At 59.9% G+C, this 22,486-nt stretch carries 22 protein-coding genes; 2 read left to right on the forward strand and 20 right to left on the reverse strand.

Features of this window, described 5'->3' with window-relative positions; genetic code table 11:
* Window positions 1-310: 310 nt before the first annotated feature.
* From QF010_RS24320 to QF010_RS24380, 13 genes are all read right to left on the reverse strand, one after another.
* Window positions 311-1,096 (reverse strand): TatD family hydrolase, encoded by a 786-nt coding sequence (locus QF010_RS24320; RefSeq protein WP_429510802.1) that lies wholly within the window; start codon window positions 1,094-1,096, stop codon window positions 311-313.
* Window positions 1,097-1,110: 14 nt separating this feature from the next.
* Complete coding sequence (locus QF010_RS24325; protein ID WP_033056958.1) at window positions 1,111-1,467, reverse strand: PilZ domain-containing protein; 357 nt, start codon at window positions 1,465-1,467, stop codon at window positions 1,111-1,113.
* Between the two features lie 42 nt (window positions 1,468-1,509).
* Window positions 1,510-2,499, reverse strand: coding sequence for a DNA polymerase III subunit delta' (locus QF010_RS24330; protein ID WP_033056957.1), 990 nt, complete (start codon window positions 2,497-2,499; stop codon window positions 1,510-1,512).
* Window positions 2,492-3,124 carry a dTMP kinase gene (gene tmk / locus QF010_RS24335; RefSeq protein WP_008152325.1) on the reverse strand — a complete coding sequence of 211 codons (633 nt, stop codon included), beginning with the start codon at window positions 3,122-3,124 and terminating at the stop codon, window positions 2,492-2,494. The genes QF010_RS24330 and tmk overlap by 8 nt, the downstream gene beginning before the upstream one ends.
* A 19-nt stretch (window positions 3,125-3,143) precedes the next feature.
* Entirely contained in the window at window positions 3,144-4,403 is a 1,260-nt protein-coding gene (gene mltG / locus QF010_RS24340; RefSeq protein WP_429534104.1) for an endolytic transglycosylase MltG, read from the reverse strand.
* Window positions 4,404-4,406: 3 nt separating this feature from the next.
* Window positions 4,407-5,222, reverse strand: a complete 816-nt coding sequence (pabC, locus tag QF010_RS24345; protein WP_429534105.1) for an aminodeoxychorismate lyase — start codon at window positions 5,220-5,222, stop codon at window positions 4,407-4,409.
* Window positions 5,222-6,466, reverse strand: a complete 1,245-nt coding sequence (fabF, locus tag QF010_RS24350) for a beta-ketoacyl-ACP synthase II (protein WP_033056953.1) — start codon at window positions 6,464-6,466, stop codon at window positions 5,222-5,224. The genes pabC and fabF overlap by 1 nt, the downstream gene beginning before the upstream one ends.
* Window positions 6,467-6,574: 108 nt before the next feature.
* Window positions 6,575-6,811 (reverse strand): acyl carrier protein, encoded by a 237-nt coding sequence (gene acpP / locus QF010_RS24355; RefSeq protein WP_003442511.1) that lies wholly within the window; start codon window positions 6,809-6,811, stop codon window positions 6,575-6,577.
* A 191-nt stretch (window positions 6,812-7,002) separates the two neighbouring features.
* The gene (gene fabG, locus QF010_RS24360) at window positions 7,003-7,746 is read right to left on the reverse strand and encodes a 3-oxoacyl-ACP reductase FabG (RefSeq protein WP_033056950.1); all 744 of its coding nucleotides are present in this window, start codon (window positions 7,744-7,746) and stop codon (window positions 7,003-7,005) included.
* Between the two features lie 16 nt (window positions 7,747-7,762).
* Entirely contained in the window at window positions 7,763-8,701 is a 939-nt protein-coding gene (gene fabD, locus QF010_RS24365) for an ACP S-malonyltransferase (protein ID WP_090186768.1), read from the reverse strand.
* Window positions 8,702-8,826: 125 nt separating this feature from the next.
* Window positions 8,827-9,837 (reverse strand): phosphate acyltransferase PlsX, encoded by a 1,011-nt coding sequence (gene plsX, locus QF010_RS24370; RefSeq protein WP_082459097.1) that lies wholly within the window; start codon window positions 9,835-9,837, stop codon window positions 8,827-8,829.
* Window positions 9,838-9,841: 4 nt separating this feature from the next.
* A complete protein-coding gene (gene rpmF, locus QF010_RS24375; protein ID WP_008152339.1) occupies window positions 9,842-10,024 on the reverse strand; it encodes a 50S ribosomal protein L32 in 183 nt (60 codons plus the stop codon).
* Between the two features lie 13 nt (window positions 10,025-10,037).
* Entirely contained in the window at window positions 10,038-10,565 is a 528-nt protein-coding gene (locus QF010_RS24380; protein ID WP_004371317.1) for a YceD family protein, read from the reverse strand.
* A 106-nt stretch (window positions 10,566-10,671) separates the two neighbouring features.
* Between QF010_RS24380 and QF010_RS24385 the strand changes: the two genes are divergently transcribed.
* The gene (locus tag QF010_RS24385) at window positions 10,672-11,250 is read left to right on the forward strand and encodes a Maf family protein (RefSeq protein ID WP_429534106.1); all 579 of its coding nucleotides are present in this window, start codon (window positions 10,672-10,674) and stop codon (window positions 11,248-11,250) included.
* 48 nt (window positions 11,251-11,298) lie between these two features.
* On the opposite strand, the gene QF010_RS24390 is transcribed toward QF010_RS24385, so the two are convergent.
* The 3 genes from QF010_RS24390 to rluC are packed head-to-tail and all read right to left on the reverse strand — an operon-like array spanning window position 11,299 to window position 13,924.
* The gene (locus QF010_RS24390; RefSeq protein ID WP_429534107.1) at window positions 11,299-12,288 is read right to left on the reverse strand and encodes a S49 family peptidase; all 990 of its coding nucleotides are present in this window, start codon (window positions 12,286-12,288) and stop codon (window positions 11,299-11,301) included.
* A gap of 24 nt (window positions 12,289-12,312) precedes the next feature.
* Entirely contained in the window at window positions 12,313-12,975 is a 663-nt protein-coding gene (locus QF010_RS24395) for an HAD-IA family hydrolase (RefSeq protein WP_033056942.1), read from the reverse strand.
* Window positions 12,962-13,924: a 23S rRNA pseudouridine(955/2504/2580) synthase RluC gene (rluC, locus tag QF010_RS24400; protein WP_033056940.1), complete on the reverse strand. Its 963-nt coding sequence runs from the start codon at window positions 13,922-13,924 to the stop codon at window positions 12,962-12,964. Before rluC ends, QF010_RS24395 begins: the two co-directional genes overlap by 14 nt.
* Window positions 13,925-14,624: 700 nt before the next feature.
* Between rluC and rne the strand changes: the two genes are divergently transcribed.
* Entirely contained in the window at window positions 14,625-17,828 is a 3,204-nt protein-coding gene (gene rne, locus QF010_RS24405) for a ribonuclease E (RefSeq protein WP_429534108.1), read from the forward strand.
* 188 nt (window positions 17,829-18,016) lie between these two features.
* Here the strand turns inward: rne and QF010_RS24410 are convergent, their stop codons facing one another.
* Genes QF010_RS24410 through QF010_RS24425 form a run of 4 tightly spaced genes read right to left on the reverse strand, consistent with a single transcriptional unit; the run spans window position 18,017 to window position 22,375 of the window.
* The gene (locus QF010_RS24410) at window positions 18,017-18,607 is read right to left on the reverse strand and encodes a nucleotidyltransferase family protein (protein WP_429534109.1); all 591 of its coding nucleotides are present in this window, start codon (window positions 18,605-18,607) and stop codon (window positions 18,017-18,019) included.
* Complete coding sequence (locus tag QF010_RS24415; protein ID WP_429534110.1) at window positions 18,604-19,587, reverse strand: XdhC family protein; 984 nt, start codon at window positions 19,585-19,587, stop codon at window positions 18,604-18,606. The genes QF010_RS24410 and QF010_RS24415 overlap by 4 nt, the downstream gene beginning before the upstream one ends.
* Entirely contained in the window at window positions 19,587-21,908 is a 2,322-nt protein-coding gene (locus tag QF010_RS24420) for a xanthine dehydrogenase family protein molybdopterin-binding subunit (protein WP_429534111.1), read from the reverse strand. Before QF010_RS24420 ends, QF010_RS24415 begins: the two co-directional genes overlap by 1 nt.
* A complete protein-coding gene (locus QF010_RS24425; protein WP_429534112.1) occupies window positions 21,905-22,375 on the reverse strand; it encodes a (2Fe-2S)-binding protein in 471 nt (156 codons plus the stop codon). The genes QF010_RS24420 and QF010_RS24425 overlap by 4 nt, the downstream gene beginning before the upstream one ends.
* Window positions 22,376-22,486: the final 111 nt, after the last annotated feature.

Raw genomic sequence — 22,486 nt, forward strand, 5'->3', positions numbered from 1 at the left:
CCGCGTATTATGCCTAACTTGCGCAAAAATGCACGGATCATCCGACCATATATGTGTTTCTTGATGAATTCCGGCAGCCTCGCAGATGAATGAGAACTCAACCGAAGCGCCCGTATTCCAAATTTGTTTAAAAACCGGCGCCGGTAAACTGGACTAGGCGCAATAGTGATCAATACTTCAACTGTCGGCGGGACATCTCCCCCAAGTGTTGCGCCGATATAGGTACCAACGGACCGCGTGCCTTTGTTTTACTCCTAATGGTCTTAACCCGGATTCACCCCCCAGAACCCGGGTTTTTTTTGCCTGCGATTTAACCTTTCACATGCGCCAGCGGAAACAGTCGCTTGAAATTCTCGGTGGTTTGCTCGGCAAACCGCTCGTAGGGCTCACCTCGCAACATTGCCAGAAATTCCGCTACGTCGCGCACGTACTGCGGCAGGTTCGGCTTGCCGCGATGAGGGATCGGCGCCAGGTAAGGCGAGTCGGTTTCCACCAGCAATCGATCAGCCGGCACTTTACTGGCCACGTCACGCAGAGCGTCGGCATTGCGGAAAGTGACAATCCCGGACAAGGAAATGTAATACCCCATGTCCAGTGCGGCTTTGGCCATGTCCCAGTCTTCGGTGAAACAATGCAGCACGCCAGCCTGGGGCAGCGCTGCTTCACGCAGGAGGTTCAACGTATCGGCGCGGGCACCACGGGTGTGAATGATCACTGGTTTGCCCGTCTGCTGCGCGGCGTGCAGATGCAGACGAAACGACTCCTGCTGCAACTCCGCCGCTTCCGGCTCGTAGTGGTAATCCAGACCGGTTTCACCGATCGCCACCACACGCGGGTGGTTGAGTTCGCGCAACAGCCAATCCAGTGCTGGCGCGGCACCCGGCTGCACATCCAGCGGATGCACGCCAACCGAACAGTCGACATCGTCGTAACGCTCGGCCAGGGCTTTGACGTCGGCGGCATTCTCGACGCTGACGCCGATACACAGAAAGTGCCCTACCCCGCGCAGACGGGCCGCATCGAGTGCGGCATCCAGGGAGCCGTCGTGGGCGGCGAGGTCGAGGCGATCAAGGTGGCAATGGGAATCTACGAGCATAAAAGGGCTGCAACTTACATCGTATGAGTGGGACGGTCGGACTTCAGGGCTCCGGCCAGATGGGTTTCGATTCGACTGCGCGCGGTATTGTCGCCGTCGTTGAATTGTACGCCGACCCCGGCGGCCCGGTTGCCCTGCGCACCTTTGGGGGTGATCCAGGTGACCTTGCCGGCCACCGGAATCTTCTCCGGCTCGTCCATCAGGTTCAACAGCATGAATACCTCATCGCCCAACTTGTAACTCTTGTTGGTCGGGATAAACAGGCCACCGTTCTTGATGAATGGCATGTAGGCCGCGTAAAGCACGGACTTGTCCTTGATCGTCAGGGACAAAATGCCGTTGCGCGGCCCCGGATTGACGAGTTCATTCATGCTGACCTCCGTTGCTGATGCTCAGAGTCTAGGCACAGACGGTCACTTCTGGGTAGGCAAACCCACCCATTGCACCAACAGCGCCTCCAGCAACAACACCCGATTGAGGTTGGCTTTGCTCATCACTTTCTGGCGCTGGGCGAGGATCCAGTCCTGAATATTCAGGACTTTGTCCTGGCCGGCTTTCTGCGCCAGGTACTGAATCACCTTGCGCATGTCCGTCAGTCCCAGGCCTTCTTCGTCCTGAGTCAGCTGATAGCGCAGGATCAGGCTCGACCAGTCGCAGAACCAATCGAACAGCAACAACAGCGGAATCGCATTCCAGCCTTCGGCCAGTTGCGTCGGTGACTGTTGCTGCTTGAGCAACTTTTTCACGCCATCGACCACCAGCGCCCGCTGCTCGCGCACGCCCTGGGCCTGCAAGTTGACGGCGGCCAGTGGCGAACCGGCGGCCAGGGTCAGCAACTCGACACGCTCTTCTTCCGAGCAGTCCGGCAAGGCTTTCGCCAGCCATGCAAGACTCATGGCTTCGCTCGGCAATGGACAAGCCTGCTGCACGCAACGGCTCTTGATGGTCGGCAACAGACGACTGGTCTGGTGGCTGACCAACAGCAAAACGGTATCGCCGGAAGGTTCTTCAAGGCTCTTGAGCAAAGCGTTGGCGGCGTTGATGTTCATCGACTCGACCGGCTCGATCAGCACCACTTTGCGGCCGCCCATCTGCGCGGTCTGAACCACGAAGCTGACCAGATCACGAACCTGATCGACCTTGATCGCCTTATCGGCTTCTTCCGGTTCCAGAATGTAGTTGTCAGGGTGACTGCCGGCCTTGAGCAGCAAGCAGGATTTGCATTCGCCGCAAGCATCGTGGGCGGCGCTCGGACGCTGGCACAGCAAACTGGCCATCAAGCGCTCGGCCAGCGCACGCTTGCCGATCCCGGCCGGACCATGCAACAGATAGGCGTGAGCATGTTGCTTGCGACCGGCCAAATGCTGCCAGAGACTGTCCTGCCACGGATAGGCTTCAGCCACGGGTCAACTCCAGCAGGCGCGGCAACAAGGCATCCAGTGACTGCTGAACCTGCGCCAACGGCTGGGCGGCATCGACCAGGACATAACGCGCAGGATCCGCTTCAGCACGCTTGAGGAAGGCACTGCGCACCGCATCAAAAAAGGTTCGGCCTTCGAGTTCGAAGCGATCCAGACGACCGCGAGCGCTGGCGCGGGCCAGGCCCACTTCCACCGGCAGATCGAAAATCAACGTCAGGTCCGGGCGCAGATCGCCCTGGACGAAGGTTTCCAGGGTCGCGATACGCTCCAGCGACAGGCCGCGACCGCCACCCTGATAGGCGTAGGTCGAATCGGTAAAGCGATCACACAAGACCACCGCGCCGCGGGCCAGCGCCGGGCGAATCACCTCGGCCAGATGCTGGGCTCGCGCGGCGAACACCAACAGCAACTCGGTGTCGGGGTTCATGACTTCGTCAACCGGCGCCAGTAGCACTTCGCGGATGCGCTCGGCCAATGGCGTGCCGCCTGGTTCGCGAGTCAGCACGACCTCGATACCGGCGGCGCGCAGGCGCTCGGCCAGGTATTCGCGATTGGTGCTCTTGCCGGCCCCTTCCGGGCCTTCCAGGGTAATAAACAAGCCAGTCACAGGCAGTCCTTAGTCAGAGTCATTGCGGGCTTTGCGGCGCGGTTGCATCCGGTTCGGGTGCGGCTGCGGGTTCTTGAGTGGGTTCTGGAGCAGACTCCGTTGAGGGCGACGGGTCAGGCGCTTGCGGCTCTGCTGGCGCCGCCTGAGCAGGCTCTTGCGGCGGCACTTGCGGCAAAGCTTCGGAGGCTGTGTCGGGCGATGCAGCCGGTATCGGTGCCTGCTCATCCGTCGCCTCTGGCGTCGTAGCCGGCGCCGGGCTGGAGCGGTAGTCGGCACGGCGCTTGATCTGGAACTCACGCACAGCGTTATTGTGCGCGTCCAGATCATCGGAGAACACGTGGCTGCCATCACCACGAGCAACGAAATAGAGGCTATTGCCGGCCACCGGATTCAGCGCTGCATGAATCGCTTCGCGGCCGACCATGGCGATCGGGGTCGGCGGCAGTCCTGAAATCATGTAGGTGTTGTACGGCGTCGCTTCCTTGAGATGGGCGCGAGTCAATTTGCCGTTGTAACGATCACCGAGGCCGTAGATCACGGTCGGATCAGTCTGCAACAACATGCCCATTTCCATGCGCCGTACAAACACGCCAGCGATTTGCCCACGCTCCTGCGGCACACCGGTTTCCTTCTCCACCAGCGAAGCCATGATCAACGCCTGATAGGGTTCGGTGTACGGCACATCAGCGGCGCGCTGGCTCCATTCCTTGGCCAGGACTTCGTCGAGGCGATCGTAGGCTTTTTTCAGCAGCTCGACATCGGTCATGCCACGCACGAAGCGATAGGTGTCAGGGAAGAACCGTCCTTCCGGAAAAATCCCGGTGTGGCCGAGTTTGTCCATCACCTCGCTATCACTCAAACCGTCGAGGGTCTTTTCGAGTTTTTCATCCTTGGCCAGAGCAGCGCGGACCTGATGGAAATTCCAGCCCTCGACCAGCGTCAGGCTGTACTGAACCATTTCCCCGCGCTTCCACAGGTCAATCAGGCCTTCGACGGTCATGCCGGGCACCATGCGGTACTCGCCTTTGTGCAACGGTTGTTTGGCGAGATTGAAGCGCCAATACACCCGCAACCAGAACGCGTCCTTGATGACGCCATCGGCTTCGAGTCGATAGAAGGTGCGCGTCGGTGTCGTGCCTTTGGGCACTTCCAGCAGCTCTTCCTGAGTGATGTTCAGCGGCTGTACCAGCGCCGAATGGATTTTCCAGGCGGAAGCGCCCAGACACAGCCCTGCCAGAACCAATCCGGTTTCCAGCAGCAGCAAGAATTTACGTCTCACGTATCAAGCATCCAGTAGCGCGCGGGCAATGGTTTGGAGTTTACGGGTGAGCGGACCAACCGGCCAGCTCAGTGCGGCATAGGCGCGCACCGGCCAAACGCCATACACGCTGTTGCAGACAAAAACTTCATCAGCCCATTGCAGCTGATCGAGGGTGATATCGGTGATTTGCGTGGGGATCCCCAATGTCTCGGCTTGAAACAATAATTCGGCACGCATCACGCCGGCCACGCCGCAGCGCTTCAAATCAGCGGTGATCAGCACGCCATCGCGAATCAGGAACAGATTGCTGAACACGCCTTCAATGACGCGCCCGGCCTGATCGAGCATCAAGCCTTCGGCATGATCGGTGTCTTGCCATTCGGAGCGGGCGATGACCTGCTCAAGACGGTTCAGGTGTTTGAGTCCGGCAAGCAGTGGCTGTTTGGAAAGCCGCGTCGCACAGGGGAACAGGCGAACGCCCTGCTCCGCATTGGCCGCAGGATAAACCGCAGGAGGGTTGCCCAGCATGATGCGGCGCGCCTGAGCCGAAGGATCGGGCGCATAGCCACGCGCGCTTTCGCCACGCGTGACGATGAGTTTGAGCACACCTTCGCCCAACGCTTGGGCATAGGTCAGCAACTCAGTGCACACAGCCGCATGATCGAGATTAATTGCCAACCGCTGGCAACCCTTGACCAAACGCACCAGATGCCGATCCAGCAGCACAGGACTGCCGTTGTGTACGGCGATGGTCTCGAACAGACCATCACCGTAAGCCAGGCCGCGATCCTTCAGCGACAAAGCGTCAGCCGGCTGACCGTCGACCCAGCTGTCCATCAGTCAGCGAACCGGCGGAACACCAGCGAGCCGTTGGTACCGCCAAACCCGAAGGAGTTGGAAAGCACCACATCGATATCCATATTGCGCGCGGTATGCGGTACGAAATCGAGGTCGCAACCTTCGTCCGGCTCATCAAGGTTGATGGTCGGCGGCGCTACCTGGCTGTTGATCGCCAGCACACTGAAGATCGCCTCGACCGCGCCCGCCGCACCCAACAGGTGACCGGTCATGGACTTGGTCGAACTGACCGCCAACTTGTAGGCGTGATCGCCGAACACCGACTTGATCGCACAGGCTTCGGCAAGATCGCCGGCCGACGTCGAGGTGCCGTGGGCGTTAACGTACTGGACCTGGTCGCCATTGATCTTGGCATCGCGCAGCGCATTGGTGATGCAACGTGCAGCACCCGCGCCGTCGGCCGGTGGCGAAGTCATGTGGTAAGCATCGCCACTGGTGCCAAAGCCGATCAGCTCGGCATAGATGGTCGCGCCGCGGGCTTTGGCGTGCTCCAGTTCTTCGAGAACCAGAGCGCCGGCACCGTCGGACAGCACGAAGCCATCACGGCCCTTGTCCCATGGACGGCTGGCGCGGGTCGGTTCGTCGTTGCGGGTCGACAGTGCGCGGGAGGCACCGAAGCCACCCATGCCCAGACCGCAAGCCGCCATTTCAGCGCCGCCGGCAATCATCACGTCGGCTTCGTCGTACATGATGTTGCGTGCCGCCATGCCGATGCAGTGCGTACCGGTGGTACATGCGGTGGCGATGGCGTAGTTAGGTCCCTGTGCGCCCAGATGGATGGACAGGAAACCGGAAATCATATTGATGATCGAGCCAGGCACGAAAAACGGAGAAATCCGTCGTGGGCCGGAATCATGCAGGGTGCGGCTGGTTTCTTCGATATTGGTCAATCCGCCAATACCCGAGCCCATGGCCACGCCGATGCGCTCACGGTTGGCGTCGGTGACTTCCAGACCGGAGTTACGAACGGCCTGAAAACCTGCGGCCAGACCATATTGAATGAACAGGTCGAGCTTGCGAGCTTCCTTGACCGACAGGTATTCCTCGACATTGAAGCCCTTTACCGAGCCGCCAAAACGGGTGGAATAGGCAGAAAGGTCGGTGTGTTCGATCAGACCAATGCCACTGCGGCCAGCCAGAATGCCCTGCCAACTGCTCGGCACATCCGTGCCCAGTGGCGACAACATACCCATACCGGTGACTACGACGCGTCTACGCGACACAGCACTCTCCTTTTTCAAATGACGACTTTGCATCAGGCCTAAAGAAAAAACCGCACGCCGTGATGGCAGTGCGGTTTTTCCATGACAGCAAGCAACGATTACAAGCTATTAAGCCTGGTGGTTAGTAACGTAATCGATTGCGGCTTGTACAGTAGTGATCTTCTCAGCTTCTTCGTCAGGGATTTCGGTCTCGAATTCCTCTTCCAGAGCCATCACCAGCTCAACGGTGTCAAGGGAGTCGGCACCCAGGTCTTCAACGAAGGAAGCAGTGTTGACCACTTCTTCTTCTTTAACGCCCAGTTGCTCAGCAACGATTTTCTTGACGCGCTCTTCGATGGTGCTCATACCTTGTTTTCACTCCTAATGGACAAATTCAGGCAGCTGGCCAGTGGGTAAGTGTATAGAAAGACTTTTCAGTTTTTCAACTGAAAGCTTCACTCCTCAAACCCGACGACCCTCTGCCTATAAATAGATTGCAGCTTTATAACGGATTTTAGACAGCTCGTATGACATTTTTTTGAAGCGATCCGTCACATTTAACTCATGTACATCCCGCCGTTCACCGGGATTGTAGCCCCAGTAACGTAAGCCGCACCGTCGGATGCAAGAAAAGCGACCACAGACGCGATCTCTTGAGCTTGTCCCAAACGGCCCAGCGGAATCTGCGTCTGCAAGGCTTCACGCTGTGCCTCGGGCAGTTCGCGGGTCATATCGGTGTCGATGAACCCAGGGGCCACCGAGTTTACCGTAATCGAACGCGAACCGACTTCACGCGCCAATGAACGGCTGAAACCTTCCAGACCGGCCTTGGCGGCTGCGTAGTTTACTTGGCCTGCGTTGCCCATGGCACCCACAACCGAGCCAATACTGATAATTCGTCCCCAACGGGCTTTGGTCATACCGCGCAAAACGCCCTTGGACAGGCGGAACAGACTGTTCAGGTTGGTATCGACGACGTCATGCCATTCGTCATTTTTCATGCGCATCATCAGATTATCGCGGGTGATACCGGCATTGTTGACCAGGATCGCCGGCGCACCGAACTGCGATGTAATGCTCGCCAGTACTGCAGCAACGGATTCGTCGCTGGTGACATTGAGTTCCAGGCCAGTGCCTTGAATCCCGTTTTCCGTCAGGGTTGCCGCAATGCGCTCGGCACCCGAGGCAGATGTCGCGGTGCCGATAACGATGGCGCCCTGACGGCCCAGTTCCAGGGCGATAGCCTGGCCGATACCGCGGCTCGCGCCAGTGACCAGTGCAACTTTACCTTGCAGACTCATGCAGGCTTCTCCTGATTCAGGCCAGCGCTGCGCGAGCGGCAGCGAAGGCGTCGGGGGTATTGAGGTTGGATGTCGACACGCCTTCGGCGCAACGCTTGTTCAAGCCAGCCAGCACTTTACCTGGGCCGCATTCGACCAACTGGGTAGCACCTTTGGCGGCCAGCGCCTGAACCGATTCGACCCAGCGTACAGGCTTGTAAAGCTGCTCAAGCAGATCGCGCTTGAGGGTTTCCAGATCGGCCGGCACGCTGGCGCTGACGTTCTGAACCACCGGAATCTGCGGCGCCTGCCAGTCGATCGCTGCGATCGACTCGGCGAAACGCTCGGCCGCCGGACGCATCAGCTCGCAATGGGACGGCACGCTGACCGGCAATGGCATGGCGCGCTTGGCACCACGGGCCTTGCAGCCTTCGATGGCGCGCTCGACCGCTGCCTTGGCACCGGCGATGACCACCTGGCCAGGGGAGTTGAAGTTGACCGCACTGACCACTTCGCCTTGTGCCGCTTCGGCACAGGCAGCCAGCACATCAGCATCGTCCAGACCGAGAATGGCGGCCATGCCACCTTGCCCGGCCGGAACAGCTTCCTGCATTAACTGACCACGGCGCTCAACCAGCTTCACCGCGTCGCCCAGGCTCAGGCTGCCCGCAGCGACCAGAGCGCTGTATTCGCCCAGGCTGTGACCGGCAACATAAGCCGGACGCGCGCCGCCTTCAGCCAGCCACAGACGCCACAAGGCAATCGAGGCGGTCAGAATGGCCGGCTGGGTTTTATCGGTTTGATTGAGTTGCTCTTCCGGCCCTTGCTGGGTCAGTGCCCACAGGTCGTAACCCAGAGCATCGGAAGCTTCTTTGAATGTTTCGAGGACAATCGGATGTTGCGCGCCCAACTCGGCCAGCATGCCGAGGGACTGCGAACCCTGTCCCGGAAAGACGAATGCGAGGGAAGCAGACATGTAACAAGCCCCTAATGATCTTGTCGTCGGAGAATTGACGTCCCGCTGGGGGGACGCAAGAAACTGACAGTTGGATGGCAAATTGAACTGAGCGGTCACATTTAAGCATTGTCCGACGAAAACGCCTAAAGCAACAAATCCTCCAGGCGACCGTGAATACGTTCCGGCAGGTTTTCCTGGATCTCGATCAAGGCACGCTGAATCGCGCTCTGGAAGCCCTGAACCCCCGCCGAACCATGGCTTTTCACCACAATCCCCTGCAACCCGAGGAAGCTTGCGCCGTTATGCCGAGCAGGCGCCAGATCAGCTTGCAAGCGCTTCATCAGCGGCAGCGCCAGAGCACCGACCACTTTAGACGCGAGGTTTTTCTTGAACAAGGCTTCGATGCGCCCGGCAATCATGGTCGCCAGGCCTTCGCTGGACTTGAGCAGGATATTGCCGACAAAACCGTCACATACCACCACATCCGCCTCGCCACGGTACACACCGTCACCTTCGACAAAACCGATGTAATTGATGCCGCGAGCACTCTGCAACAAGGTGGCCGCCAGCTTGACCTGCTGGTTGCCCTTGATGTCTTCAGTACCGATGTTCAGCAGCGCCACCCGCGGACGAACGATGCCCAGGGTTTCCGCCGCCACCGAGCCCATCACAGCGAACTGCAACAGGTGCTCGGCGCTGCAATCGACATTGGCGCCCAGGTCGAGCAACTGACAATAACCCTTCTGCGTCGGAATCGCCGCCACCATCGCCGGCCGATCAATGCCCGGCAAGGTCTTGAGCACGAAGCGCGACAACGCCATCAGCGCACCGGTATTGCCGGCACTGACGCAAGCCTGGACCTTGCCATCGCGCAGCAACTCGAGCGCCACACGCATCGACGAGTCGGGCTTGCCGCGCAGGGCCTGTGCAGGTTTTTCGTCCATGGTGATGACTTCGGACGCCGGAGCAATCGACAGGCGCGAGCGATCCACAGCCGATTGGCCAGAGAGCAATTCTTCAAGAAGGGAGGGTTGACCGACGAGGGTCAGGTGCAGCGAGGGCGTAGCAGACAGACAAGCAAGGCTGGCCTGAACAATGCTGCGGGGACCGAAGTCCCCGCCCATTGCGTCAATCGCGATGACTTGAGCAGACAAGTGATTACTCGTCAGCGCCCTTGTCGATCACTTTACGGCCACGGTATACGCCTTCTGGCGATACGTGGTGACGCAGGTGAATTTCACCGGTGGTTTTTTCTACAGACAGAGTGCTTGCCGTCAGGGCGTCGTGCGAACGACGCATGTCACGGGCAGAGCGGGATTTTTTGTTCTGCTGAACAGCCATAATTGATTAACTCCTAAACGTTTGGGTCACGCTTTAACTGCGCCAATACACTGAACGGGTTGGACCGCGTTACCTCGTCCTCGCTCGGTTCGGGCTCATCGAGACCCGCCGGCTGCTGGCATTCTTCCGGATGATGAGCAGGCACAATGGGCAAGGCGAGCAGAAGCTCCTCCTCGATCAGTGACTGCAGATCCAAAGGATCTTCGCCCAGTTCCAGCACGTCATAACCTTTCGGCAACGACTGGGTATTCGCACCCTCCTTCACCACAGCATAACTGCATTCGCTATGGATCGGCAGGGTGACCAGCTCAAGACAACGCTGGCAAACCATTTTGACTTCGGTGTCGATAAAGCTGTGGATTACCACAGACTTACGTTCATCTCGTTCAAAAACGAATTTAGCCTGCACCGTACCGACAGTGTCGGAAAGCGGGTCGCAGAGTCTCTCCAAATCGGCCAGCAGCAGTTCACCTTGAAGGGTGGTGCCACGATCAGCCAATTTGCGCGGGTCAACGTGAGGTGGAATCGGGTCATTCAACATAGGCGCAGCATTATAGGGATGCCCCCAGCCATGTCAAAGGAAATTCAGCCCTGTCCGTCACTTGCAAGCCTCCGCTAGAATTCGCGCCTGTCTTCTGGAGATGCGCATGCTGCCTTTATTACTCGCTTCAAGCTCGGTTTATCGCCGGGAATTGCTGGCCCGCTTGCAGCTGCCGTTTATCTGCAGCTCACCGGATATCGACGAAAGCCATCGTCCGGGCGAGTCCGCCATCGAGCTGGTCAAGCGCCTCGCCGAGGAAAAAGCACGTGCGCTGGCCGGCAGCCACCCCGCTCATCTGATCATTGGCTCCGATCAGGTCGCAGTGCTTGGCGAGCGGATTATCGGCAAACCCCACACCTTCGAAAAGGCCCGCGAACAATTGCTGGCTTCGAGCGGTGCCAGCGTGACCTTCCTCACCGGCCTGGCCCTGCTCAACAGCCAGACCGGTGAATGCCAGGTCGACTGCGTGCCGTTCACCGTACACATGCGCACACTCGATCAGGCGCGCATCGAACGCTACCTGCGCGCCGAACAGCCCTACGACTGCGCTGGCAGCTTCAAGGCCGAAGGTTTGGGGGTGAGCCTGTTTCAAAGCACCGAAGGCCCTGACGCCACCAGCCTGATCGGCCTGCCATTGATTCGCCTGGTAGACATGTTGCTGGCCGAAGGCGTGCCAATCCCCTGAAGACAAAAAACCGGCCACGAAGGCCGGTTTTTGATGCCACCAGGAGTATCAGCGCAACGAAGGTCCCTGGAAGCCCATCCACATTGCCAGATGCTCAGCCACGCTGGCACCGAGCTTTTTCGAGAAGCGATCGAAAGGCGACTCCTGAACAGTGAAATCCACCAACTCTTTCTCGCCGATCACGTCACGCGCCACCGAACTGGCATTACCCAGACCATCGATCAGACCCAGCGGCAGCGACTGCTCGCCGGACCAGACCAACCCGGAGAACAGCTCTGGATGCTCCTTGTCCTTGAGGCGGTCGCCACGACCTTTCTTGACGCTGTTGATGAATTGCTGATGAGTGGTGTCGAGCACACCCTGCCAGAACTGAGTTTCTTCAGGCTTCTGCGGCTGGAACGGATCGAGGAACGATTTATGCTCGCCGGAGGTGTAAGTGCGACGCTCGACACCCAGCTTTTCCATCGTCCCGACAAAGCCATAACCGGCCGCCGTCACACCAATGGAGCCCACCAGGCTCGCCTTGTCGGCGTAGATCTGATCCGCCGCACTGGCGATGTAGTAAGCACCGGAAGCGCCCAAATCCGAGATCACCGCGTAAAGCTTGGTGTCCGGATGCAGGCCGCGCAAACGCCGGATCTCGTCATAGACATAACCCGACTGCACCGGACTGCCGCCCGGACTGTTGATTCGCAGGATGACACCTTTGACCTTCTCATCCTCGAACGCCGCACGCAGACTGCCGACGATGTTGTCAGCGCTGGCAGGCTCCTTGTCGGCGATCATGCCGGTCACGTCGATCAGCGCGGTGTAGTTGCCACTGCGGGTGGCCGCTTTTTCCATGTCCATCAGCGGCGTGAACAGGACCAACGCGCCAAACAGGTACACAAAGGTCAGCAGCTTGAAGAAAATCCCCCAGCGACGGGACCGGCGCTGCTCCTGCACGCTGGCCAGCAGGGTCTTTTCCAGCAGCTTCCAGCTTTTCTCGTCACCGCTCTCCGCGCTTGCCTTGGCGGGCGCTTTCCATTCGTCGGTCATGACATCTACCCCAGCAAAAACCTATTAAGCCCGCTGACTCAGCCAGGCATGCAGTTCTGAAAAACGATCAATGGCCAGTGCCGGCTCGAACACCTTCAACGCTTCTATCGATTGCGCGCCATAACTGACGGCCACCGAATCCATGCCAGCATTGCGCGCCATCTGCAAATCAAAGGACGAATCGCCCACCATCAGCGCTTGTTCCGGGCGAACCCCGCAGTGAGCGAGGATCTGCTCGAGCATCAGCGGATGGGGTTTGCTGGCGGTTTCGTCGGCTGCACGGGTGATGTCGAAATAATCTTCCCAACCGTGAGACTTCAGCACCCGATCCAGCCCGCGACGAGCCTTGCCGGTCGCGACCGCCAAGTGATAACCGTCGGCACGAAACGCTTCCATCGACTCGACAACGCCTTCGAACAACGGCGAAGGCACGGCTTCTGACGCAATGTAGTGATCCGCATAATGCTCACGGAATGCGATCAGTTCGGCATCGCTGATTTGCGGATACAAGGTACGAATCGCTTCCGGCAGGCCCAGGCCGATGATGCCCTTGACGGCACAATCATCGCGCAACTGAAATCCAGAGCGCTCGGACGCGACATGCATGGCCTCGACAATCCGACCAATGGAATCAGCCAGCGTGCCGTCCCAATCGAAAATCAGCAGCTTGTAATCAGATGGGCGCACTCAATCGCTCCACGGTTTTAGCCCACATCTCGTCGACCGGTGCCTGCAACTTCAGCTCACTACCATCCGGCAGCGGCACGGTCAGCATGTAGGCGTGCAGGAACAGGCGCTTGCCGCCCAGATCACGAATTTCCTTACTGAAATCGTCATCGCCGTACTTGGTGTCGCCAGCGATGCAATGCCCGGCGTGCAAGGTGTGGACGCGGATCTGGTGAGTCCGGCCGGTGATCGGCTTGGCTTCGATCAGGGTGGCAAAGTCGCCAAAACGACGCAGGACCTTGAACACGGTCACAGACTCCTTGCCCTCCTCCTCATCGACCTCGACCATACGCTCGCCGGAGCGCAGATTGCTCTTGCCCAGCGACGCCCGGACTTGCTTGATCGAGGCCGCCCAGTTGCCGCGAACCAGCGCCATGTAGCGCTTATCGACGCCATCGCCGCGCAATGCCGTGTGCAAGTGACGCAGCATGCTGCGCTTCTTGGCGATCATCAGCAGGCCGGAGGTGTCACGGTCGAGACGGTGAACCAGCTCGAGCTCCTTGCAATCGGGCCGCAACTGACGAAAGGCTTCGATCACCCCGTAAGTCAAGCCGCTGCCACCGTGAACCGCGATGCCGCAAGGCTTGTTGATCACGATCAACGCCTTGTCCTCGAACACAATCGAGGCTTCGAGGCGTTGGAGCAGGCCTTGTGCCAGTGGCACCGGCTCGTCGCGCTCAGGCACGCGAACCGGCGGCACGCGCACGATATCGCCCGCCTGCAGCTTGTATTCGGGCTTGATCCGACCTTTGTTCACTCGTACTTCGCCTTTGCGCAAAATGCGGTAAATCAAGGTCTTGGGCACGCCTTTGAGCCGAGCGAGAAGGAAGTTATCAATACGTTGGCCGGCATATTCCGGCGAGACCTCCAGCAGTTGTACGGCTGGGGTCGAAGGGGCAGTAGTCGTCATGGTGCGGATGATAACAATTTTTTATGGAATTGAAGCACTTAATCATTGCTGCTATAGTCGCGAACGCCGCCAAAAGTGGCCTGGACAGCGGACTAACGGTCAAAAACCGGCCCTGACCAACGCAATTCACGAGGACGAGAGGCCGTCCTACGGGGCTTTCGCTACGAAACGGTAGAGTTTGCAGTTGTAACGAGCGCAGGTGACATGAGGCCTGAAGCATGCCGCAAAGCAGAGTTTTCACTCGCCTTGCGAGCAAATATTCACGGCCAGTTCACAAAGTGCAGTCAGCTACGAGCAACCCCGAGCGAACGCTTCGGAAACAACGCCTAAATTAGCCATGATGCGTGACCTCCCCTTTCGGAGCTCACGGTAAATGCCAACCCGCTGCGGATTCTGCGCGCGGCAGCACCCGAATTATCAGGGATACGTGTAGGGTGGAGATGCACAACCGCTGGACTGTGTAGCAATAGGCTTTATCAAGACGCTTCATCTCGTCCACAGCCGCTGGTTGATTCCTCCTCCTGACTGAGTGCTTAAGTAGCCACAGCAAGCAGGACGCGTACGTCGCGACGCCGGCCCAATTGGTCGGGGTTCGCTAGACACTGGAGTGTCCAACCACTCCTGACGCACCTGACACCGACCATGAGAAGTCGTGTGTGCCGAACGCCGTTTCCGGCAGCCCGGAAACCGACGGTACTACATGAAAAGAATGCTGATTAACGCAACTCAACCCGAAGAGTTGCGTGTTGCACTGGTAGATGGCCAACGCCTCTACGACCTGGACATCGAATCCGGTGCACGCGAGCAGAAAAAGGCCAACATCTATAAAGGCCGGATTACTCGCATCGAACCAAGCCTTGAGGCTGCCTTTGTCGATTTCGGCTCTGAGCGCCACGGCTTCCTGCCCCTCAAAGAAATCTCCCGCGAATACTTCAAGAAAGCCCCAGAAGGCCGCGTCAACATCAAGGACGTCCTGAGCGAAGGCCAGGAAGTCATCGTTCAGGTCGAAAAAGAAGAACGTGGCAACAAGGGCGCAGCCCTGACCACCTTCATCAGCCTGGCCGGTCGTTACCTGGTTCTGATGCCGAACAACCCGCGTGCCGGCGGTATTTCCCGTCGTATCGAAGGTGAAGAGCGCAACGAACTGCGTGAAGCCCTGAACGGTCTGGTTGCACCAGCCGACATGGGTCTGATCGTTCGCACTGCCGGCCTTGGCCGCAGCAGCGAAGAAATGCAGTGGGACCTCGACTACCTGCTGCAACTCTGGACCGCCATCAAAGAAGCCTCGCTGGATCGCTCCGCGCCGTTCCTGATCTACCAGGAAAGCAACGTGATCATCCGCGCCATCCGCGATTACCTGCGCCAGGACATCGGCGAAGTGCTGATCGACAGCGTTGAAGCCCAGGACGAAGCCCTGACTTTCATTCGCCAGGTAATGCCGCAGTACGCCAGCAAGATCAAGCTGTACGAAGACAGCGTTCCGCTGTTCAACCGTTTCCAGATCGAAAGCCAGATCGAGACCGCTTTCCAGCGCGTCGTTGAACTGCCTTCCGGCGGCTCCATCGTTATCGATCCGACCGAAGCCCTGGTGTCCATCGACATCAACTCGGCGCGCGCCACCAAAGGCAGCGACATCGAAGAAACCGCCCTGCAGACCAACCTTGAAGCCGCCGAAGAAATCGCCCGTCAGTTGCGCCTGCGCGACATCGGCGGCCTGATCGTCATCGACTTCATCGACATGACCCCTGCCAAGAACCAGCGCGCCGTGGAAGAGAAAGTCCGCGAATGCCTGGAAGCCGACCGCGCTCGCGTGCAAGTCGGTCGCATCTCGCGCTTCGGCCTGCTGGAAATGTCCCGTCAGCGCCTGCGTCCATCGCTGGGCGAAAGCAGCGGCATCGTTTGCCCGCGTTGCAACGGCACCGGCATCATCCGTGACGTTGAATCGCTGTCGCTGGCGATTCTGCGCCTGATCGAAGAAGAAGCCCTGAAAGACCGCACAGCCGAAGTTCGCGCACAAGTGCCGATCCCGGTTGCCGCGTTCCTGCTCAACGAAAAACGCAACTCGATCACCAAGATCGAACTGCGCACCCGTGCCCGCATCGTCATTCTGCCGAACGATCACCTCGAAACGCCGCACTTCGAAGTTCAGCGTCTGCGCGATGACAGCCCGGAAGCCGCGGTCGGCCAGTCCAGCTACGAAATCGCCGCTGCCGCTGCCGAAGTCGAAGAAGTCCAGCCAGCCGCTGCGACCCGCACCCTGGTTCGCCAGGAAGCCGCGGTCAAGACTGCTCCGGCCCGCGCCAACGCTCCGGTTCCGACCGAAGTCGTCGCTCCCGCACCGGTTGCCGCACCGGCCGCCGCGCCAGAGCCAAGCCTGTTCAAAGGCCTGGTGAAGTCGCTGGTCAGCCTGTTCGCGAGCAAAGAAGAGCCTGCTGCCCCGGTTGTGGTTGAAAAGCCAGCAACCACCGAGCGTCCGGCCCGCAACGAAGAGCGTCGCAACGGTCGTCAGCAGAGCCGCAACCGTAATGGTCGCCGCGATGAAGAACGCAAGCCTCGTGAAGAACGTGCACCGCGTGAAGAGCGCGCACCACGTGAGCCACGCGAAGCCCGCGAAGAAACCCCAGCAGTCGCCCGCGAAGAACGCGCTCCACGTGAAGAGCGCGCACCACGCGCCCCTCGCGAAGAACGTGCACCGCGCGCTCCTCGCGAAGATCGCAAGCCACGTGGCGATCGTGAAGAGCGTCCGGTTCGTGAACTGCGCGAGCCTCTTGATGCTGCTCCGGCCGCTGCCGCTACTGCAGCGACTACTGCTGAAGAGCGTCCAGCCCGTCAGCCACGTGAAGAACGCGCTCCACGCCCACCGCGTGAAGAACGTCAGCCACGTGCCGAGCAAGCCGCTGCTGCGGTAGCTGAAGAAGAGCTGGTGACCAACGAAGAGCAACTGCAGGAAGACGGTCAGGAAGGCGCCGAAGGCGATCGTCCACGCCGCCGCTCCCGTGGCCAGCGTCGTCGCAGCAACCGTCGTGAGCGTCAGCGCGATGCCAACGGTAATGTGATCGAAGGTTCGGAAGAATCCGACTCCGCCGAAGGTAACGAAGCTGCCGAAACCAACGAAGCGCCAAGCGCTGCCGATCTGGCCGCCGGCCTGGCTGTTACCGCAGCCGTTGCCAGCACCGTGATCAGCGCTCCAGCCGAAGCACAGGCTAACGAGCAAGCTGAACGCGCGACTGCCGCCACCCTGGAAACTGCTCCAGTGGAAGCGCCAGTGGTTGAAGCAACGACTCCGGTCGAAGCCACCGCCGCTCCGGAAATCGAAGTCGCCCCGGTTCGTGAAGCACAGCCTGTCGTTGAAGCTGTCGCTGAGCCCGTGGTTGCCGCAGAACCGGTTGTCGAAACATCCAGCGAAACAGTGACTGAAGCTGTCCGTGAAGTTCGCGAAGAGCAAACCGCGTTCAACTGGGTTGCCGAGCCAGCCGCCGCCGAAGCGCCAGTAGCCGAGGACATGGTGTCCGAGCCACTGGTTGCTGCCGCCGAGCCTGCTCCGGTGGTTGAAGCTCCGGTTGTTGCCGAAGTGGCTGCACCGGAAGTCGAAGCCGCCCCTGCCAGCGCCCTGACGCCAAGTGGCCGTGCGCCGAACGACCCACGTGAAGTGCGTCGTCGCAAGCGTGAAGAAGAGCGTCTGCAGAAGGAAGCCGAACTGGCTGCCGCTGCTGCTCCGGCTGTTGTCGAAGCGGCACCGGTTGTCGCTGAAGTCGTCGAGGCAGCACCTGCCCCGGCTGCTGAAGTCGCTGCTGCCGAACCCGCTGAATCGGTGATCAACGAAGCACCGCGCTCCGTTCAGGAAGCGGTAGAGCAACATGAGCAAGCCCTGGAAAAAGAACACGAGCCTAAACCTCTCGTCTGATTCCATCGGCCACTAAAAAGCCCCGCCTGGTGATCCAGGCGGGGCTTTTTTATGTCTGCGGCGAAGCAGCGAGACCGCGTTATCGTTCATCGCGGGCAAGCCACGCTCCCACAGGTTTTGTGTGGCTCATTTAATCAGCAAACGACACAGAACCTGTGGGAGCGTGGCTTGCCCGCGATAGCAATCGTTCAGGCAAAAACTAACGCAGCAGGCACATCCACATCCCACAACACCCCGGGATCGTCCACCGCCACCTCGACCACCCTTCCCTGCGCAAACAACGCCTTGGCCCCTCGATCACCGGACAACGCCATCAACGCAGTACCAAAGCTGCGCCCAAATCCCACCGGATGCCCAAACTCACCTTGATGCACCGGAACACTGACGGCGTCATCAGCAATCCCCGCCACCACACGCTCAATACTCGCTGGAAGGATGAACGGCATATCCCCCAGCACAATCAGCCAGCCACCGAGCTGCGGACACGCCGCCACCCCGACCGCGATGGTGTCGCCCATGCCGGTCGATTCGACCAGCACAATCTCGCAACCATAAGCCTTGGCCATGCGGATCACTTGCGGTCGATCCACAGTGGTCACCAGGACGCGCTTCTCAAGCGAGGCCGGCAAATTCACCAGCACTTGCTCGATCATCGAATGAACAGCACCCTCGCGTCCCTTACAATCCGCCACCAGTTTGTCCTTCTCGGGACCGGCCTCCTGTCGAAACCGACTGCCCTGCCCCGCTGCCAAAACGATGACGCCGATGGGTTCGCTCATACGACCTCCTGCAGCGGCTTCTTCTGCTTCAGTTCGACGCCATTCTTGATCGCCACGATTTCGGCCAGTAGCGACAAGGCGATTTCCGCCGGTGTGTGACTGCCAATGTGCAAACCGATCGGGCCGTGCAACCGCTCGATTGCCTCTTGTGACAAGCCTAGCTGAGCGAGGTTGTCCCGGCGCTTCAAGCTGTTGACCCGCGACCCCAGCGCACCGACATAAAACGCCTTGGAGTCCAGCGCCGTCAGCAGCGCCATGTCATCCAGTCGCGGATCGTGGGTCAGCGCGACGATGGCCGTACGCTCGTCGGTCTGTATGGTGAGTACCGCTTCATCGGGCATGCCCGAGACAAACCGCCCGTGCTGCTCTTCCCAGCCGTAAACGAACTCGGTGCGCGGATCGCAGATAAGCACTTCGAAATCCAGCAAACGCGCCATCTCGGCGACATACCGGGACAACTGCCCCGCACCGATCAGCAGCAGCCGCCAACGCGGACCGTAAATGGCACGCAGGGTTTTGCCGTCAAAACTCAGCGTATCGGTCTTGTTTGCCGATTGCAGAACCACTTCACCAGTCGTGAGATCAAGCGAGCGGGCCAAGATTTCATGCGCCTCGCAGCGCGCCAGCAACTCAGCGACCCAAGCCGGATCGCCGACCCGCTCCTCAGTCAGGCGCAAGGTGCCGCCGCACGGCAAACCGAAGCGCGCAGCCTCCTCACGGGTGACGCCGTAAGTGATCAATTGCACCGGCGGCCCATCAGCCGGAATACGACCGTCGTGCAGCCGGGCAATCAAATCGTCTTCGACACACCCGCCGGACACCGAGCCAATCACCACGCCATCTTCACGCAAGGCCAGCATGGCGCCAGGTGCCCGAGGCGCGGTGCCCCAGGTCTGGACCACGCTGTACAACACCACCCGCTGACCGGCACGGCGCCATTCGAGCACGCTGCGCAGGACGTTCAGATCGACGCTGTCCATCAGGCCTGCGCCTTCTGCCAGCCTTGCAGCTGATAGCGAACCGGCAGGTTGCGGATGCGCTTGCCGGTGGCGGCAAAAATGGCGTTGCACAGTGCTGGCGCAATCGGTGGCACGCCGGGTTCACCGACACCGCCCAGTGGCACATTGCCGGGCGGTGTGACCAGATGAACCGCCACTTCCTTCGGCGCCAGCGACATGCGCGCCACTTCGTACATGTGGAAGTTGTCCTGCTGGACCTTGCCGTCCTTGAAGCTGATTTCCCCCAACACCGCGTTGCCCAGACCCATGACACAGGCGCCTTCGAACTGCGCACGAATCCGCTCGGGGTTGATCTGCGGACCGCAATCCACCGCGATGTCGGCCTTGTGCACGATCAGCGTGCCGTCGTCTTTGACTTCAACCTCGATCACTGCCGCCACATAGGTCACAAAGCTGTAATGCACCGCCAGACCCAGGCCTCGGCCCTTGGGCAACTCGCGACCCCAACCGGCAGCTTTCGCAGCGGTTTCCAGCACCGTGCGCAGACGCGCCGTGTCGATCGGATAACGCTCGGGCGATTCGCCGTAGTTCCACTCTTCACTCAACGTGCGCGGATCGATCTGCCGGTCCGGGCCGAGCAATTTGATCTGGTACTTGAGCGGATCCTGGCCGGCCTTGTGCGCCAGTTCATCGACAAAGCTCTGAATCGCAAAACCGTGAGGAATGTTCGATACCGAGCGATACCAGCCGACGCGGGTATGGACCGTCGCTTCCGGGTTTTCCAGGCGCACGTTAGGAATCGCGTAAGCCATGTTGGTAAAGCCCATGCCCAGCTCGAAGGCCGCCTCATGGTTCATGCCCGGCGCAAACAGCGCGGTGATGCTCGGCGCCACGGTGCGGTGCAACCAGCCGGACGGCAGGCCGTCATTGTTCAGGCTGGCTTTCAGGTACTCGGCCGACACCGTGTGGAAATAGGAACAGTGGATGTCGTCTTCACGGGTCCATTGCACCCGCACTGCCTTGCCGGGGAATTCCTTGGCAAGGATGGCCGCTTCGATAATGAAGTCAGGCTTGGATTTACGACCGAAACCGCCGCCCAGCAAAGTGACATTGAAGGTGACGTTATCGAACGGAATGCCGAGGCGTTCGCCAATACGTTCGCGGGTGACTTGAGGAGCCTGGCTTGGGGCCCAGGCTTCGCACACGCCGTCCTTGAAACGGGCGATGGCGACCATCGGTTCCATTGGCGCTTGCGTCAGGTGCGGCAGGTAATAGGAGGCTTCGAGCGTGCTGTCGGCGCTGCCCATGGCCTCGTCGATGTTGCCGGTATTGCGCACCACTTTGCCCGGCTTGAGGGACGCGGCTTCCAGCTCCTTGCGATAGGCGATCGAGTCGTAACTGGCGTTAGGGCCATCGTCCCACTCGATTTTCAGCGCTTCGCGGCCCTTGATCGCCGCCCAGGTATTACTGGCGACCACGGCCACGCCGCCCAACGGCTGAAACTCCGATGGCAGAGGATGGCCTTCGATCTGCACAACCTTGATCACGCCCGGGACTTTCATCGCCGCGCTGGAGTCGACGGACTTGACCTTGCCGCCGTACACCGCAGGACGCGCAATGGTGGCGTAGAGCATGCCGTCGAAATGCACGTCTGCACCGTAAATGGCGCGGCCATTGACGATGTCGGCACCGTCGATGGCCTTGGTGCCTTCCTTGCCGATGTAGCGAAATTCCGACGGTTGCTTGAGCCGCAGGCTGTCACGCGCCGGTACCGCCAGCGCACCGGCCGCGGCGGCCAAGGCGCCGTAACCCAGCTCACGACCGGTCGGTTGGTGAATGACTTTATGCAGTTGCGCGCGGCATTCGCTGACCGGCACTTTCCACTGCTCGGCTGCGGCTTGTTCGAGCATGGTCCGCGCGGCAGCACCGCAGCGACGCATCGGCTCGAACCAGTGGCGCATGCTGCGCGAACCATCGGTGTCCTGGTTGCCGAAGCGCACTTCGTCGCCCGGCGCCTGCTGCACCTTCATCATCGCCCAGTCGGCTTCCAGCTCATCAGCCACCACCATCGTCAGGCTGGTGCGCACACCCTGGCCCATTTCCGAACGGTTGCAGACCACGGTCACCGTGCCGTCAGTGGCGATGCTGACGTACACCTTGGGATCGTCGATCCAGCCGTTGGGCATGCCATCGGCGCCAAATTTCTTGTCTTTCTCGGCAGCGAAAGCGTCTTGCCAGCCCCAGCTCGCCACCAGAACCAACGCACTGGTGGCACCGACACCCTTGAGGAACCCACGGCGACTGAGGTTGCTCAGCGCGAAATCATTCGGCAACTGGCTCATGCCTTGGCCTCCTTCAGGTGAGTGGATGCCTGGCGGATGGCGGTCTTGATGCGGTTGTAAGTGCCACAACGGCAAATGTTGCCGACCATCGCCTCTTCAATCTGTTCGTCGCTGGGGTTCGGGTTGGTCTTGAGCAGCGCCGTGGCGGACATGATCTGCCCGCCCTGACAGAAACCGCACTGGGCCACGGCGGTGTCGAGCCATGCTTGCTGGACGATTTGCCCGACAGGGTCGACGTGCAGGTTGTCGATGGTGGTGACGTCCTGGCCGACCACGGAACCGATCGGCGTGATGCAACTGCGCGCCGGGGCGCCGTCGATATGAATGGTGCAGGCGCCGCACAGGCCCATGCCGCAGCCGAATTTGGTGCCGTTGTAACCGGCCACGTCACGGATCGCCCAGAGCAGCGGCATGTCCTCGGTGACATCGAGTTGATGGTCTTGACCATTGAGCTTCAGGGTAATCATGGGCACTCCCGCATAGTTATTGGTTATGGGGTCGAGCAATCTGCCGCCTGGGGTTGGCGGTTGGCATCACGCAGATCGGCTCAGGCTAATGGGGCTCTCTTATGCGGACGG

Source organism: Pseudomonas silensiensis (assembly GCF_050434865.1).
Lineage (GTDB): Bacteria > Pseudomonadota > Gammaproteobacteria > Pseudomonadales > Pseudomonadaceae > Aquipseudomonas > Aquipseudomonas fluorescens_W.

Bases quoted from the DNA above. Each gene is read 5' to 3' on its own strand.
- QF010_RS24320 (WP_429510802.1), bottom strand. From the start codon at position 1,096: ATGCTCGTAGATTCCCATTGCCACCTTGATCGCCTCGACCTCGCCGCC.
- QF010_RS24325 (WP_033056958.1), bottom strand. From the start codon at position 1,467: ATGAATGAACTCGTCAATCCGGGGCCGCGCAACGGCATTTTGTCCCTG.
- pabC (WP_429534105.1), bottom strand. From the start codon at position 5,222: ATGGACAGCTGGGTCGACGGTCAGCCGGCTGACGCTTTGTCGCTGAAG.
- acpP (WP_003442511.1), bottom strand. From the start codon at position 6,811: ATGAGCACCATCGAAGAGCGCGTCAAGAAAATCGTTGCTGAGCAACTG.
- fabG (WP_033056950.1), bottom strand. From the start codon at position 7,746: ATGAGTCTGCAAGGTAAAGTTGCACTGGTCACTGGCGCGAGCCGCGGT.
- fabD (WP_090186768.1), bottom strand. From the start codon at position 8,701: ATGTCTGCTTCCCTCGCATTCGTCTTTCCGGGACAGGGTTCGCAGTCC.
- rpmF (WP_008152339.1), bottom strand. From the start codon at position 10,024: ATGGCTGTTCAGCAGAACAAAAAATCCCGCTCTGCCCGTGACATGCGT.
- QF010_RS24380 (WP_004371317.1), bottom strand. From the start codon at position 10,565: ATGTTGAATGACCCGATTCCACCTCACGTTGACCCGCGCAAATTGGCT.
- QF010_RS24385 (WP_429534106.1), top strand. From the start codon at position 10,672: ATGCTGCCTTTATTACTCGCTTCAAGCTCGGTTTATCGCCGGGAATTG.
- QF010_RS24390 (WP_429534107.1), bottom strand. From the start codon at position 12,288: ATGACCGACGAATGGAAAGCGCCCGCCAAGGCAAGCGCGGAGAGCGGT.
- rluC (WP_033056940.1), bottom strand. From the start codon at position 13,924: ATGACGACTACTGCCCCTTCGACCCCAGCCGTACAACTGCTGGAGGTC.
- rne (WP_429534108.1), top strand. From the start codon at position 14,625: ATGAAAAGAATGCTGATTAACGCAACTCAACCCGAAGAGTTGCGTGTT.
- QF010_RS24410 (WP_429534109.1), bottom strand. From the start codon at position 18,607: ATGAGCGAACCCATCGGCGTCATCGTTTTGGCAGCGGGGCAGGGCAGT.
- QF010_RS24415 (WP_429534110.1), bottom strand. From the start codon at position 19,587: ATGGACAGCGTCGATCTGAACGTCCTGCGCAGCGTGCTCGAATGGCGC.
- QF010_RS24420 (WP_429534111.1), bottom strand. From the start codon at position 21,908: ATGAGCCAGTTGCCGAATGATTTCGCGCTGAGCAACCTCAGTCGCCGT.
- QF010_RS24425 (WP_429534112.1), bottom strand. From the start codon at position 22,375: ATGATTACCCTGAAGCTCAATGGTCAAGACCATCAACTCGATGTCACC.